Here is a 13979-nt window from a genome sequence, read left to right on the forward strand (position 1 = left end):
TCCCCTCTGTAGGAGCGAGCGCCCGCTTGCGGCTTGCTCGCGATGAACACAAGAGCAACGCGTTTAATCAGGCGATACGCGTCATCGTTCACGTCCATCGCGAGCAAGCTCGCTCCCACAAGGGCCTATGTATCACTGTTAGAACGAATCCCCCGGCACCCGCACCCAGCCTTCCATCAGCACACGCGCGCTGCGGCTCATGATGGCTTTGGTCACGGTCCATTCGCCGTCCACCTGGTTGGCCTCTGCGCCGACACGCAAGGTGCCGGATGGATGGCCGAAACGTACCGCGTTGCGCTCGATGCCGCCGGCCGCCAGGTTGACCAGGGTGCCGGTGATCGCCGCCGCCGTGCCGATGGCCACCGCTGCGGTGCCCATCATTGCGTGGTGCAACTTGCCCATGGACAGCGCCCGCACCAGCAGGTCGACATCGCTGGCCGCCACGGGCTTGCCGCTGGAAGACAGGTAATCGGCGGGCCGCGCGACGAACGCTACCTTCGGGGTGTGCTGGCGCTTGGCCGCTTCGTCGAGGTTGGCAATCAAGCCCATGCGCAAGGCGCCGTGGGCGCGGATGGTCTCGAACATCGCCAGTGCCTTAGGATCGCCGTTGATCTCGCCCTGCAATTCGCGGCCGGTGTAGCCGATATCCTCGGCATTGACGAAGATCGTCGGAATGCCCGCATTGATCATGGTCACCTGCAAGGTGCCGACACCCGGTACGTGCAACTCATCCACCAGGTTGCCGGTGGGGAACATCGAACCACCGCCGCCCTCTTCCTCGGCCGCCGGGCTGATGAACTCCAACTGCACTTCGGCGGCCGGGAAGGTCACGCCATCGAGTTCGAAATCACCGGTTTCCTGCACCGCGCCCTGGGTAATCGGCACGTGCGCGATGATGGTCTTGCCGATGTTGGCCTGCCAGATACGCACCACGGCCACGCCGTTCTCCGGCACGCGGGCGGGATCCACCAGGCCGCTGCTGACGGCAAACGAACCGACCGCTGCCGACAGGTTGCCGCAGTTACCGCTCCAGTCGACAAATGGCTTGTCGATGGAGACCTGGCCAAACAGGTAATCCACATCGTGATCAGCCTTGAGGCTCTTGGACAGGATCACCGTCTTGCTGGTGCTCGAAGTCGCGGCGCCCATGCCGTCGATCTGCTTTTCGTAAGGGTCCGGGCTGCCAATCACCCGCAGCAGCAGCGCATCGCGCGCCGGGCCAGGAAGCTGCGCCGACTCAGGCAGATCCTGGAGGCTGAAGAACACGCCTTTGCTGGTGCCACCACGCATGTAGGTGGCGGGAATTTTGATCTGAGGTGCGTGAGCCATGATGGTCCTTAGTGGGCCGGCGCGGGACAAACGCCCCGCGCGGCACGTCGTGTTAAATGGCGACAGCCGATTCGAGGAAGTCCTGGGCAAAGCGCTGCAACACGCCGCCCGCTTCGTAGATCGACACCTCTTCAGCGGTATCCAGGCGGCAGGTGACCGGCACCTGGACCTGCTCACCGTTCTTGCGGGTGATCACCAGGGTCAGGGTTGCACGCGGGGTGCGATCGCCCACCACATCGTAGGTTTCGGTGCCGTCGATACCCAGGGTCTTGCGGTCGGTGCCCGGCTTGAACTCCAGCGGCAACACGCCCATACCCACCAGGTTGGTGCGGTGGATACGCTCGAAGCCTTCGGCCGCGATCGCCTCCACACCCGCCAGGCGCACGCCCTTGGCCGCCCAGTCGCGGGACGAGCCCTGGCCGTAGTCGGCACCGGCAATAATGATCAGCGGCTGCTTGCGCTCCATGTAGGTTTCGATGGCTTCCCACATGCGCATGACCTGGCCTTCCGGCTCGACCCGCGCCAGCGAACCCTGCTTGACCTTGCCGTTTTCCTGGACCATTTCGTTGAACAGTTTCGGGTTGGCGAAGGTCGCGCGCTGCGCGGTCAAGTGGTCACCACGGTGGGTCGCGTAGGAGTTGAAGTCCTCCTCCGGCAGGCCCATTTTCGCCAGGTATTCGCCGGCGGCGCTGTCGAGCATGATTGCGTTGGACGGCGACAGGTGGTCGGTGGTGATGTTGTCCGGCAGCACGGCCAACGGGCGCATGCCCTTGAGCGGACGCGCCCCGGCCAACGCGCCTTCCCAGTACGGCGGACGGCGGATGTAGGTGCTCTGCTCGCGCCAGTCGTAGAGCGGCGTGACTTTCGGGCCGGTGTCTTCGTGGATGGCGAACATCGGGATGTACACCTGGCGGAACTGCTCCGGCTTGACCGAGGCCTTGACCACCGCGTCGATTTCTTCGTCGCTTGGCCAGATGTCCTTGAGGCGGATTTCCTGGCCATCGACCACACCGAGCACGTCTTTTTCGATGTCGAAGCGGATGGTCCCGGCAATGGCGTAGGCCACGACCAACGGCGGCGATGCGAGGAAGGCTTGCTTGGCGTACGGGTGAATCCGTCCGTCGAAGTTGCGGTTACCCGACAACACCGCGGTGGCGTACAGGTCGCGGTCGATGATCTCTTGCTGGATCACCGGGTCCAGCGCACCCGACATGCCGTTGCACGTGGTGCAGGCAAACGCCACGACGCCAAAGCCCAGTTGCTCCAGCTCATCGGTCAGGCCGGCCTCGTCCAGGTACAGGGCCACGGTCTTCGAACCCGGCGCCAGGGACGATTTGACCCACGGTTTACGAGTCAGGCCCAGTTTGTTGGCGTTACGCGCCAGCAGGCCGGCGGCAATCACGTTGCGCGGGTTGCTGGTGTTGGTGCAACTGGTGATGGCCGCGATGATCACCGCGCCGTCCGGCATTTGCCCAGGCACATCATCCCATTGCCCGGAGATACCCTTGGCCGCCAGGTCCGAGGTCGCGACACGGGCGTGCGGGTTGCTCGGGCCGGCCATGTTGCGCACCACCGAGGACAGATCGAAGCTCAGGCTGCGCTCGTACTGCGCGCCCGCCAGGCTGTCGGCCCACAGGCCGGTCTGCTTGGCGTATTGCTCCACCAGACGCACCTGCTCGTCTTCGCGGCCGGTGAGTTTCAGGTAATCGATGGTCTGCTGGTCGATGTAGAACATCGCCGCGGTGGCGCCGTATTCCGGGGCCATGTTGGAAATGGTCGCACGGTCGCCCAGGGTCAGGCGCGCTGCACCCTCACCGAAGAACTCCAGCCAGGCACCGACAACCTTTTGCTGACGCAGGTATTCGGTCAACGCCAGCACCATGTCGGTGGCGGTGATGCCCGGTTGCAGCTTGCCGGTCAGTTCGACGCCGACGCTTTCCGGCAGGCGCATCCAGGAAGCACGGCCGAGCATCACGCTTTCGGCTTCCAGACCACCGACACCAATGGCAATCACGCCCAGGGCATCGACGTGCGGGGTGTGGCTGTCAGTGCCCACGCAGGTATCCGGGAACGCCACGCCGTCACGCACCTGGATCACCGGAGACATTTTCTCCAGGTTGATCTGGTGCATGATGCCGTTGCCCGGCGGGATCACGTCGACGTTCTTGAAGGCTTTTTTGGTCCAGTTGATGAAGTGAAAACGGTCTTCGTTGCGCCGGTCTTCGATGGCGCGGTTCTTCTCGAACGCCTCGGGATCAAAACCACCGCGCTCCACGGCCAGGGAGTGGTCGACGATCAACTGGGTCGGTACCACCGGGTTGACTTGCGCCGGGTCGCCACCTTGCAGGGCAATCGCGTCCCGCAGGCCCGCCAGGTCGACCAGGGCGGTCTGGCCGAGAATGTCGTGGCACACCACACGCGCCGGGAACCACGGGAAGTCGAGGTCGCGCTTGCGTTCGATCAATTGCTTGAGCGAGTCGGTCAGGGTCGCCGGATCACAGCGGCGCACCAGGTTTTCCGCCAGCACGCGGGAGGTGTACGGCAGGGTGGCATAGGCGCCCGCCTGGATCGCATCGACTGCCGCGCGGACGTCGAAGTAATCCAGATGACTGCCGGGAAGCGATTTGCGGAATTCAGTATTCATCGTCAGGACTCGGTCACGGTAGTTACAAAGGGTGGGGCCTGGCGCCAGTTTCGACATCAACACAATCCACTGTAGGAGCGAGCTTGCTCGCGATGGTGTATCAGTCGACACCAATGTGTATGACTCTCCATCGCGAGCAAGCTCGCTCCTACAGGGATCTGCGTTGAGTTCAGATCCCTGTACCGGCCCTCACCATTCAGCGTTGTTCGATTGGCACGAACTTGCGCTGTTCGACGCCGGTGTACTCGGCGCTCGGGCGGATGATGCGGTTGTTGGCGCGCTGCTCGAACACGTGCGCCGCCCAGCCGGTCAGGCGCGAGCAGACGAAGATCGGGGTGAACAGCTTGGTCGGGATGCCCATGAAGTGGTACGCCGAGGCATGGTAGAAGTCGGCGTTGGGGAACAGCTTCTTCTGCTCCCACATGGTCTTGTCGATGGCTTCGGAGACCGGGAACAGCACCGTGTCACCGACTTCATCCGCGAGTTTTTTCGACCAACCCTTGATCACTTCATTGCGCGGATCGTTGTCTTTGTAGATCGCGTGGCCGAAGCCCATGATCTTGTCCTTGCGCTCGAGCATGCCCAGGGTGCCCTTGATCGCCTCCTCAGGCGAGGAGAAGCGCTGGATCATTTCCATCGCCGCCTCGTTGGCGCCACCGTGCAGCGGGCCACGCAACGAACCGATGGCCGCGGTGATGCAGGAAAACAGGTCCGACAGGGTCGAAGCACAGACCCGCGCGGTGAAGGTCGACGCGTTGAACTCGTGCTCGGCGTAGAGGATCAGCGACACGTTCATCACCTTGACGTGCAACTCGCTCGGCTTCTCATCGTGCAGCAGGTGCAGGAAGTGACCACCGATGGACGGCTCGTCGCTGACGCAATTAATGCGCTTGCCGTCGTGGCTGAAGCGATACCAGTAGCACATGATCGCCGGGAAGGCGGCCAGCAGGCGGTCGGTCTTGTCGTGCTGTTCGCTGAAGTGGTGCTCCGCCTCCAGGTTACCCAGGAACGAGCAACCGGTGCGCATCACATCCATCGGGTGGGCGTCGGCCGGAATGCGTTCGAGCACTTCTTTCAAGGCTTGCGGCAGGTCGCGCAGCTTGCTCAGCTTGCTGACGTAGGCATCCAGTTGGGCCTGGCTCGGCAGCTCGCCGTACAGCAGCAGATAGGCCACCTCCTCAAACTGCGCGTCCGCCGCCAGCTCGCGCACGTCGTAGCCCCGGTAAGTCAGGCCGGCACCTTCCTGCCCCACGGTGGACAGTGCGGTTTGCCCGGCAACCTGACCACGGAGCCCGGCGCCACTCAATACTTTTGCTTCGGCCATTGCTGTCTCCAATCTTGAAATTTTTAGGGAATCGGCAAGTTCTTTCTGATTAACAACATATATGTGTAGCAGCTGGCGAGTCCTGCGGACGCGAACGCAGCCTCGCGAGCTCGACAGCGGCTACAGGGCTTGCCTTATTTCTTTGCCGCGAACAGCGCATCGAGCTTCTGCTCGAAGGTGTGGTAGTCGATGCGATCGTAGAGCTCCATGCGCGTTTGCATGGTGTCGATGACGTTCTGCTGCGTGCCATCGCGGCGGATCGCGGTGTAGACGTTCTCGGCGGCCTTGTTCATGGCGCGGAACGCCGACAGCGGGTACAGCACCAGCGCCACGTCGGCCGCCTTCAGTTGCTCGGTGGTGTACAGCGGCGTGGCGCCGAATTCGGTGATGTTGGCCAGGATCGGCGCTTTCACGCGGCTGGCGAACAACTTGTACATCTCCAGTTCAGTGATGGCTTCCGGGAACACCATGTCGGCACCGGCCTCGATGCAGGCGGCAGCACGATCCAAGGCCGATTCCAGGCCTTCGACGGCCAGGGCGTCGGTACGGGCCATGATCACGAAGCTGTCATCGGTGCGGGCATCCACGGCCGCCTTGATGCGGTCGACCATTTCCTGCTGGGTCACGATTTCCTTGTTCGGACGATGGCCGCAGCGCTTGGCGCCCACCTGGTCCTCGATGTGGATCGCCGCCGCGCCGAACTTGATCATCGACTTGACGGTACGGGCCACGTTGAAGGCCGAGGAACCAAAACCGGTATCGACGTCCACCAGCAACGGCAGGTCGCAGACGTCGGTGATCCGGCGCACGTCGGTCAACACGTCATCCAGGCCGGTAATGCCCAGGTCCGGCACGCCGAGGGAGCCGGCAGCCACCCCGCCACCGGACAGATAAATAGCCTTGAAACCGGCGCGCTTGGCCAGCAGCGCGTGGTTGGCGTTGATCGCGCCGACCACTTGCAACGGCTGCTCGCTGGCAACCGCATCACGGAAACGCTGGCCTGGTGTGCTCTTGTTGGAACTCATGACTCACCTCGTGGAGTGACTGTCTGATGGGCGCCGTCCTGATAGTGACGGGCGATGTTGCGTTTTGAGGCGCCAATGTGGCGACGCATCAACAACTCGGCCAATTCACCGTCACGGTCGGCGATGGCATCGAGAATTCGGTGGTGTTCGGCAAACGCCTGGCGCGGCCGATTGGGGGTGGCGGAAAACTGGATGCGGTACATGCGCACCAGTTGATACAACTCGCCGCAGAGCATTTGGGTCAGCGTGCGATTGCCGCTGCCCTGGATGATCCGGTAATGGAAGTCGAAATCGCCTTCCTGCTGGTAGTAGCCAACGCCTGCCTGGAACGCCTCATCACGCTCGTGGGTTTCCAGGACCCGGCGCAGCTCGTCGATGTCTTCGCTGCTCATGCGCTCGGCGGCCAGGCGACAGGCCATGCCTTCCAGCGACTCGCGGATCTCATAGAGCTCGATTAACTCGGCGTGGCTCAGCGACACCACCCGGGCCCCGACGTGCGGCACGCGCACCAGCAGGCGCTGGCCTTCCAGGCGGTGGATGGCCTCGCGCAGCGGGCCACGGCTGATGCCGTAGGTGCGCGCCAGCTCTGGCTCGGAGATTTTGCTGCCCGGGGCGATGTCACCTTTGACGATGGCCGCCTGGATGCGACGAAAGACGTTCTCGGAAAGGGTTTCCGAATCGTCCGAGGCCAGCACCGGGGGATCGAGTTGATCCAGCATATTGTCGACACCTTGTGAGTCAATGCGCCATAAACTATGCCAATACCGGCCTGCCAGTCAAAGGAAATAGAGTGATTGTCGACAATCGTCTAATAAACGTTTTGGATAAATCGAAATCGAAGGACCACCTCGGCGCTGGCACCAGAAAACCACCGTGCTAGAATGCCGCCCGCATTTGCCTGTCATCTTTTTATGGCAGGCATACGAGGCGCTTGTGCAGCAATGCCAGTCACCTTGAACTGAAGAATGGACAGCAACGCGCCAGGATTTATGAGACTCAAGCACCTCCCTTTATTGCTCTGCCTGTTCTGCCTGCCGGGCCTCGGTTACGCGGGCGAAAAGACCGTGTACGGCCTCAACGAATACGCACAGTTGTCAGGCATCGACCTGGAAGTCGCGGCCAAACTCGACACCGGGGCCAAGACCGCCTCCCTCAGTGCCCGCGATATCAAGCGTTTCAAACGCAATGGCGAGTCCTGGGTGCGCTTCTACCTGGCCATCGACACCGCCCATTCGCACCCCATCGAACGCCCGCTGGCCCGGGTCAGCAAGATCAAGCGCCGCGCCGGCGACTACGATCCCGAAGAGGGAAAGAAGTACACCGCGCGCCCGGTGATCGAGCTGGATATCTGCATGGGATCGGCTTTGCGCAGCATAGAAGTGAACTTGACCGACCGAAGTGCATTCCAATACCCGCTCCTGATCGGCTCCGAAGCCTTGAAACGCTTCGATGCACTGGTCGACCCCAGTCTTAAATACGCTGCTGGCAAACCCGCCTGCGCCACCGACGCTCACACCGCAGAGTAATACCCATGCGCTCTCTTACCCTCCATCTGAAACTGCTGATCGCCATCCTGGTAGTGCTGGGCATTTCAGTTACGGCCTATCAGATTTTCGTACTGGGCATCCCGGTGACCGAAGACGCCACCGACGACCTGTGGAACATCGACGCCAAAGTCGAATTTGTCGCCAGCGCCAAGGACCCGGTGAAGATCCAGATGTTCGTGCCGCCCTTGAGCCGCGACTACGTCAGCCTCAATGAAAGCTTCATCTCCAACAACTATGGGGTGGCGGTCAACCGCGTCGACGGCAACCGCAAGGTCACCTGGTCGGCACGCCGCGCCAAGGGCAACCAGACCCTGTACTACCGCCTGGTGCTGACCAAGCGCTACACCGCCGATAAACCCAAGATCAAGGGCCCGACCTTCCGCGACAGCATCGCCGTCGAAGGCCCCGAGAAAATCGCCGCCGAAGCCCTGCTCGCGCCGATTCGCCAGCACTCGGCCGACGTCGAGACCTTCATCAGCGAAGCGATCAAGCGGGTCAACAACAGCAACGACGACAACGCCAAGATGCTCCTGGCGGGCGACCCGACACCGGCGCACAAGGCCAAGATCGTCGAACTGCTGCTGTCCATCGCCCACGTGCCGGTGGAAAAGGTCCACACCATTCACCTGGTGGCCGACCAGCCCCAGACCCCGGAACTCTGGCTGCGCAGCTTCAACGGCACCGACTGGCTGTACTTCAATCCCGAGACCGGTGAACAGGGCCTGCCGAGCGACCGCCTGCTGTGGTGGACCGGCGATGACAACCTGATCACCGTCGATGGCGGCAAGAAAGCCACCGTCACCTTCAGCCTGAACAACAGCGAAATGAACGCCATTCGCCTGGCCAAGCTGACCGACGAGAACACCGACGCCAACTTCCTCGAATACTCGTTGTACGGCTTACCCCTACAAACCCAGCAGACCTTCATGATCATGGTCATGATCCCGATCGGCGTGCTGGTGATCCTGATCCTGCGCAACCTGATCGGCCTGCAGACCCTGGGTACCTTCACCCCGGTGCTGATCGCCCTGGCCTTTCGCGAGACCCAACTGGGCTTCGGTATCGTGCTGTTTACCGTGATTACCGCCCTGGGCCTGTCGCTGCGCTCCTACCTTGAACACCTGAAGCTGCAGATGCTGCCGCGGCTGTCGGTGGTGCTGACGTTCGTGGTGGTGCTGATTGCCGCCATCAGCCTGTTCAGCCACAAGCTGGGCCTGGAACGCGGCCTGTCGGTGGCGCTGTTCCCGATGGTGATCCTGACCATGACCATCGAACGCCTGTCGATCACCTGGGAAGAACGTGGCGGTGGCCATGCCATGAAAGTGGCGATCGGCACCCTGTTCGCCGCCACCCTGGCGCACCTGATCATGAGCGTGCCTGAGCTGGTGTACTTCGTCTTCACCTTCCCGGCGATCCTGCTGATCCTGGTGGGCTTCATGCTGGCCATGGGGCGTTATCGCGGCTACCGCCTGACCGAACTGGTGCGTTTCAAGGCCTTCCTCAAGGCTGACTCGTAATGTTCGGTTTCTGGAAGACCTGGAAGGCCCTGGAAGCGCGGGGCATCATGGGCATCAACCGGCGTAACGCCGACTACGTGCTCAAGTACAACAAGCGCAGCCTGTACCCCATCGTCGATGACAAGATCATCACCAAGGAACGGGCGATCGAGGCCGGCATCCACGTGCCGCAAATGTACGGGGTGATCTCCACCGAGAAGGAAATCGACACGCTCGGCGACATCATCGACGGGCACAGCGACTTCGTGATCAAGCCGGCACAAGGGGCTGGCGGTGACGGCATCCTGGTGATCGCCGACCGTTTCGAAGGGCGCTACCGCACCGTGTCCGGGAAGATCATCAGCCATGAGGAAATCGAGCACCAGATTTCCAGCATCCTCACCGGCCTGTACTCCCTGGGCGGTCACCGCGACCGCGCGCTGATCGAGTACCGGGTGATTCCCGACCAGATCTTCAAGAGCATCAGCTATGAGGGTGTGCCGGACATCCGCATCATCGTCCTGATGGGTTATCCGGTGATGGCCATGCTGCGCCTGCCGACACGCCAGTCCGGCGGCAAGGCCAACCTGCACCAGGGCGCCATCGGCGTGGGTGTCGACCTGGCCACCGGCCTGACCTTGCGCGGCACCTGGCTGAACAACATCATCACCAAACACCCGGACACCACCAACGCGGTGGACGGCGTGCAACTGCCCTACTGGGACGGTTTCATGAAGCTTGCCGCCGGTTGCTATGAACTGTGCGGCCTGGGCTACATCGGCGTCGACATGGTGCTGGACCAGGAAAAAGGCCCGCTGATCCTCGAACTCAACGCGCGCCCGGGGCTGAACATCCAGATCGCCAACGACTGCGGGCTGACCTTGCGCACCCACGCGGTGGAAGCGCGCCTGGAAGAGCTCAAGGCCCAGGGCATCAGCGAATCCGTGGAAGAGCGCGTGCGGTTTGTCCAGGACAGGTTCGGGCATATTCCTGCGGTCGAGGGCTAAACGCCAAATCCGCTGCACCTATCGCCAGCAGGCTGGCTCCCACATCGGGTCTGTGGGGCGTCAGCCTGCTGGCAATGGCCAATCCCCCTCTAGGAGCATTTCCTACAGAGGACTACAATCGCCACCCCGCCTCAATGGCTGATCAACCCCGCTCATGTCGACCTGTTCCGTTTACCCGCTGCCCTATCACGCCAACCCTGCCGAGTATTTCGCGGCGATCCGTCATGCCCCCGGCAGCGTGCTGCTCGACAGTGGCCGGCCCAGCGCCGAGCGTGGGCGCTACGACCTGCTCAGCGCCTGGCCGCTGGCGACGCTGGCGGTCGCGCCGGATGAAAGCGGCGCGGCGTTCCTGCAACGCTTGCGCGCCACCCTCGACCAACTGGGCGACGCGGCGATCCCGGCGCCCTTGGAGCTGCCGTTCGCCGGCGGCCTGATCGGTTACCTCAGCTACGATTTCGGTCGCCACCTGGAAACCCTGCCCCACCAGGCGCAGGACGACCTGCAACTGCCCGATGCGCGTTTCGGCCTGTATGCCTGGGCGCTGATCAGCGACCACCGGCTGGGCACCAGCCAACTGGTGTTTCACCCCAAGGTCAGCGAGGCCGAGCGCCAGCGCCTGCGGGACGTGTTCAGCCAGCCGGCCGCAGCGAGCAGCGCGACTTTCAGCCTCAAGGGGCCCATGCAGCCCGACCTCAGCCCTGAGGACTATCGGCAGGCATTCGAGCGGATCCAGCACTACATCCAGGCCGGTGACTGCTATCAGGTCAACTTCGCCCAGCGGTTCCGCGCACAGTGCCAGGGCGACGCCTGGGCCGCCTATTGCGCACTCCGGGCGGCATGCCCGACGCCGTTCTCGGGCTTCCAGAGCCTGGCCGATGGGGGCGCGGTACTGAGCCTGTCGCCCGAACGCTTTGTCAACGTCAGCGACCGCCAGGTGGAAACCCGCCCGATCAAAGGCACCCGCCCACGTGGACGCGACGCCGCCGAAGACGCGGCCAATGCCGCCGAACTGCTGGCCAGCCCCAAGGACCGCGCGGAAAACCTGATGATCGTCGACCTGCTGCGCAACGACCTGGGCCGCACCTGCCGCATCGGCTCGGTGCGCGTGCCGGAATTGTTCAGCCTGGAAAGCTACCCCAACGTGCACCACCTGGTGAGCAGCGTCACCGGCGAGCTGGCCGCCGACAAGGACGCCCTCGACCTGATCGCCGGCAGCTTCCCGGGCGGCTCGATCACCGGCGCGCCAAAAATCCGCGCGATGCAGATCATCGACGAACTGGAACCGACCCGTCGTGGCCTGTACTGCGGCTCGTTGTTGTACCTGGACGTGCGCGGACAAATGGACAGCTCCATCGCCATCCGCAGCCTGCTGGTCAAGGACGCCCAGGTCTGCTGCTGGGGCGGTGGTGGAATCGTTGCCGATTCGCAGTGGCAGGCCGAGTATCAGGAGTCGATCACCAAGGTGAAGGTGCTGCTCGATACATTGCAGGGGCTGTGACCGTCGCCCGGCCCGCTCCCACAAGGAAGAGTCGTGCACCAGGAATGCAGGCCGGCCGGTAGGCCGCCTCGCCCGCCCTTACCACTCAGGCCGACCGGCAGGTCGCCGTGCTCTTGCTCTTGATCCACCCGCCCCATCGGCAGGCTGAGCGAAGGTGTCCATCAGGGGGGTAGGCGCGTAGCGCCATGCGGCGAAGCCGCGTACATCGAGAGGAGGTGCAGCGAAGCAAACCGGAGGCGATGTCCCCTGATGGGCACCGTAGCAAAGGTACCCCGAGCCTTGGCGAGGGGCCGAACGCTGGGGCAAGCCTTTTTGGTTACTTTTTCGGCGTCTGGAAAAAGTGACCCGCCGTAAGGGCGCAACCCTAAGCCGCCATCACCGCAGCAACGGATATGCCCACAAAACCAGGATCAAAAGATCGCAGCCCTCGGCAGCTCCCACAAGGTTTAGTGCAACCCCTGTGGGCGCCGGCTCGCGATGGCGGCTTCAGCCTCAATACATCACTTACAGGCTCAACTCCCGGTTCGAAGCCTTGAGAAACTCCTGCTTCAACTCGGCAAACGTGTGCACCGCCGGGAACTGCGGGAACTCGCGAATCACGTTGTCGGGGGCATGGAACAGAATCCCGGCATCGGCCTCGCCCAGCATGGTGGTGTCGTTGTACGAATCACCGGCGGCGATCACCCGGTAGTACAGGCTCTTGAACGCCAGGACCGACTGGCGCTTGGGGTCTTTCTGGCGCAACTGATAACCGGTGACCCGACCGGTTTCGTCGGTGACCAGGCGATGGCATAGCAACGTCGGGAAACCCAGTTGACGCATCAGCGGCTGGGAAAATTCGTAGAAGGTGTCGGACAGGATCACCACCTGGAAGCGCTCACGCAGCCAGTTGACGAACTCGATGGCGCCCTCCAACGGCTTGAGGGTGCCGATCACTTCCTGGATGTCGGCCAGCTTCAGGCCGTGCTCGTCGAGGATGCGCAGGCGCTGCTTCATCAGCACGTCGTAGTCGGGAATATCCCGGGTGGTTGCCCTGAGGGATTCAATCCCGGTTTTTTCGGCAAAGGCGATCCAGATTTCCGGGACCAGGACACCTTCCAGGTCGAGACAGGCAATTTCCACAACACACTCCCATTTGTACTGATTATTGAGTTGAGCGAGCAAAAGGACTGCCGAACTCTAGCGAGTCGCAACCCGCTGCGCAACGCAGACAAGCGCACCAGCAAGCCCGGGTTTTTGCTAATATCGCCTCCCTATAGAGCGCTTAGCGCCACCGACCTGTAGGAAACCGCCCTGATGAGCCCATCGTTCGACGTCGCTGAACTTGCCGCGACCTATGCCAACAAATCCGCCCAGGACATTCTCAAACTGGCCTTTGCCGAGTTCGGGGACGACCTGTGGATCTCCTTCAGCGGCGCCGAGGATGTGGTGCTGGTGGACATGGCCTGGAAGCTCAATAAAAACGTCAAGGTCTTCAGCCTCGACACCGGACGCCTGCACCCAGAGACCTATCGCTTCATCGATCAGGTGCGCGAGCACTACAACATCCAGATCGAACTGGTGTCGCCGGACCACAGCAAGCTGGAACCTTTCGTCAAGGAAAAAGGCCTGTTCAGTTTCTACAAGGACGGTCACGGCGAATGCTGCGGCATCCGCAAGATCGAACCGCTGCGCCGCAAGCTCTCCAGCGTCCGCGCCTGGGCCACCGGCCAACGCCGCGACCAGAGCCCCGGGACCCGCAGCCAGGTGGCCGTGCTGGAAATCGACGGTGCGTTCTCCACCGCCGAGCGCCCTCTGTACAAGTTCAACCCGCTGGCGCAAATGAGCAGCGAAGAGATCTGGGGCTACATCCGCATGCTGGAGCTGCCCTACAACAGCCTGCACGAACGCGGCTTCATCAGCATCGGCTGCGAACCCTGCACCCGCCCGGTGCTGCCGAACCAGCACGAGCGCGAAGGTCGCTGGTGGTGGGAGGAAGCCACCCAGAAGGAGTGCGGCCTGCACGCCGGCAACATCATCAAGAAAGCCTGATCCTGATAGGAACAAAGCTTGCTCGCGCCCCCGGCAACGGCGCGCTGGCATCACAAAACGCCGGGTAACCCTGCACAG

11 protein-coding genes are annotated in these 13979 nt (G+C 62.6%); 5 read left to right on the forward strand and 6 right to left on the reverse strand.

Features of this window, described 5'->3' with window-relative positions:
- Nucleotides 1-138: 138 nt before the first annotated feature.
- From prpF to AACY45_RS06965, 5 genes are all read right to left on the reverse strand, one after another.
- On the reverse strand, nt 139-1329 hold the full coding sequence (gene prpF, locus AACY45_RS06945; RefSeq protein WP_339544760.1) for a 2-methylaconitate cis-trans isomerase PrpF: 1191 nt from the start codon (nt 1327-1329) through the stop codon (nt 139-141).
- Between the two features lie 52 nt (nt 1330-1381).
- Entirely contained in the window at nt 1382-3973 is a 2592-nt protein-coding gene (gene acnD, locus AACY45_RS06950) for a Fe/S-dependent 2-methylisocitrate dehydratase AcnD (RefSeq protein ID WP_339544761.1), read from the reverse strand.
- A gap of 196 nt (nt 3974-4169) precedes the next feature.
- On the reverse strand, nt 4170-5297 hold the full coding sequence (gene prpC, locus AACY45_RS06955; RefSeq protein ID WP_339544762.1) for a bifunctional 2-methylcitrate synthase/citrate synthase: 1128 nt from the start codon (nt 5295-5297) through the stop codon (nt 4170-4172).
- Nucleotides 5298-5431: 134 nt separating this feature from the next.
- Nucleotides 5432-6322 carry a methylisocitrate lyase gene (gene prpB, locus AACY45_RS06960; protein WP_339544763.1) on the reverse strand — a complete coding sequence of 297 codons (891 nt, stop codon included), beginning with the start codon at nt 6320-6322 and terminating at the stop codon, nt 5432-5434.
- A complete protein-coding gene (locus AACY45_RS06965) occupies nt 6319-7041 on the reverse strand; it encodes a GntR family transcriptional regulator (protein ID WP_095165505.1) in 723 nt (240 codons plus the stop codon). The genes prpB and AACY45_RS06965 overlap by 4 nt, the downstream gene beginning before the upstream one ends.
- Before the next feature lie 270 nt (nt 7042-7311).
- Between AACY45_RS06965 and rloA the strand changes: the two genes are divergently transcribed.
- The 4 genes from rloA to pabB all read left to right on the forward strand — a co-directional run bounded on the left by rloA (nt 7312) and on the right by pabB (nt 11870).
- A complete protein-coding gene (rloA, locus tag AACY45_RS06970) occupies nt 7312-7848 on the forward strand; it encodes a retropepsin-like aspartic peptidase RloA (RefSeq protein WP_166590066.1) in 537 nt (178 codons plus the stop codon).
- 5 nt (nt 7849-7853) lie between these two features.
- Nucleotides 7854-9386 (forward strand): osmotic stress tolerance membrane protein RloB, encoded by a 1533-nt coding sequence (gene rloB / locus AACY45_RS06975; RefSeq protein WP_339544764.1) that lies wholly within the window; start codon nt 7854-7856, stop codon nt 9384-9386.
- The gene (locus AACY45_RS06980) at nt 9386-10372 is read left to right on the forward strand and encodes an alpha-L-glutamate ligase-like protein (RefSeq protein WP_339544765.1); all 987 of its coding nucleotides are present in this window, start codon (nt 9386-9388) and stop codon (nt 10370-10372) included. The genes rloB and AACY45_RS06980 overlap by 1 nt, the downstream gene beginning before the upstream one ends.
- Before the next feature lie 154 nt (nt 10373-10526).
- Nucleotides 10527-11870, forward strand: a complete 1344-nt coding sequence (gene pabB, locus AACY45_RS06985; protein WP_339544766.1) for an aminodeoxychorismate synthase component I — start codon at nt 10527-10529, stop codon at nt 11868-11870.
- Between the two features lie 504 nt (nt 11871-12374).
- On the opposite strand, the gene thrH is transcribed toward pabB, so the two are convergent.
- Nucleotides 12375-12992: a bifunctional phosphoserine phosphatase/homoserine phosphotransferase ThrH gene (gene thrH, locus AACY45_RS06990; protein WP_339544767.1), complete on the reverse strand. Its 618-nt coding sequence runs from the start codon at nt 12990-12992 to the stop codon at nt 12375-12377.
- Nucleotides 12993-13166: 174 nt separating this feature from the next.
- Here thrH and AACY45_RS06995 point away from each other — a divergent pair, with 174 nt between their 5' ends.
- Nucleotides 13167-13901 carry a phosphoadenylyl-sulfate reductase gene (locus AACY45_RS06995; protein WP_339544768.1) on the forward strand — a complete coding sequence of 245 codons (735 nt, stop codon included), beginning with the start codon at nt 13167-13169 and terminating at the stop codon, nt 13899-13901.
- The last annotated feature ends 78 nt before the right edge of the window (nt 13902-13979 follow it).

It is taken from the genome of Pseudomonas sp. RA_35y_Pfl2_P32 (assembly GCF_963970735.1).
Classification (GTDB): domain Bacteria; phylum Pseudomonadota; class Gammaproteobacteria; order Pseudomonadales; family Pseudomonadaceae; genus Aquipseudomonas.

Coding starts and splice junctions, on each gene's coding strand:
- prpF (WP_339544760.1), bottom strand. CDS start 1,329: ATGGCTCACGCACCTCAGATCAAAATTCCCGCCACCTACATGCGTGGT.
- acnD (WP_339544761.1), bottom strand. CDS start 3,973: ATGAATACTGAATTCCGCAAATCGCTTCCCGGCAGTCATCTGGATTAC.
- prpC (WP_339544762.1), bottom strand. CDS start 5,297: ATGGCCGAAGCAAAAGTATTGAGTGGCGCCGGGCTCCGTGGTCAGGTT.
- prpB (WP_339544763.1), bottom strand. CDS start 6,322: ATGAGTTCCAACAAGAGCACACCAGGCCAGCGTTTCCGTGATGCGGTT.
- AACY45_RS06965 (WP_095165505.1), bottom strand. CDS start 7,041: ATGCTGGATCAACTCGATCCCCCGGTGCTGGCCTCGGACGATTCGGAA.
- rloA (WP_166590066.1), top strand. CDS start 7,312: ATGAGACTCAAGCACCTCCCTTTATTGCTCTGCCTGTTCTGCCTGCCG.
- rloB (WP_339544764.1), top strand. CDS start 7,854: ATGCGCTCTCTTACCCTCCATCTGAAACTGCTGATCGCCATCCTGGTA.
- AACY45_RS06980 (WP_339544765.1), top strand. CDS start 9,386: ATGTTCGGTTTCTGGAAGACCTGGAAGGCCCTGGAAGCGCGGGGCATC.
- pabB (WP_339544766.1), top strand. CDS start 10,527: ATGTCGACCTGTTCCGTTTACCCGCTGCCCTATCACGCCAACCCTGCC.
- AACY45_RS06995 (WP_339544768.1), top strand. CDS start 13,167: ATGAGCCCATCGTTCGACGTCGCTGAACTTGCCGCGACCTATGCCAAC.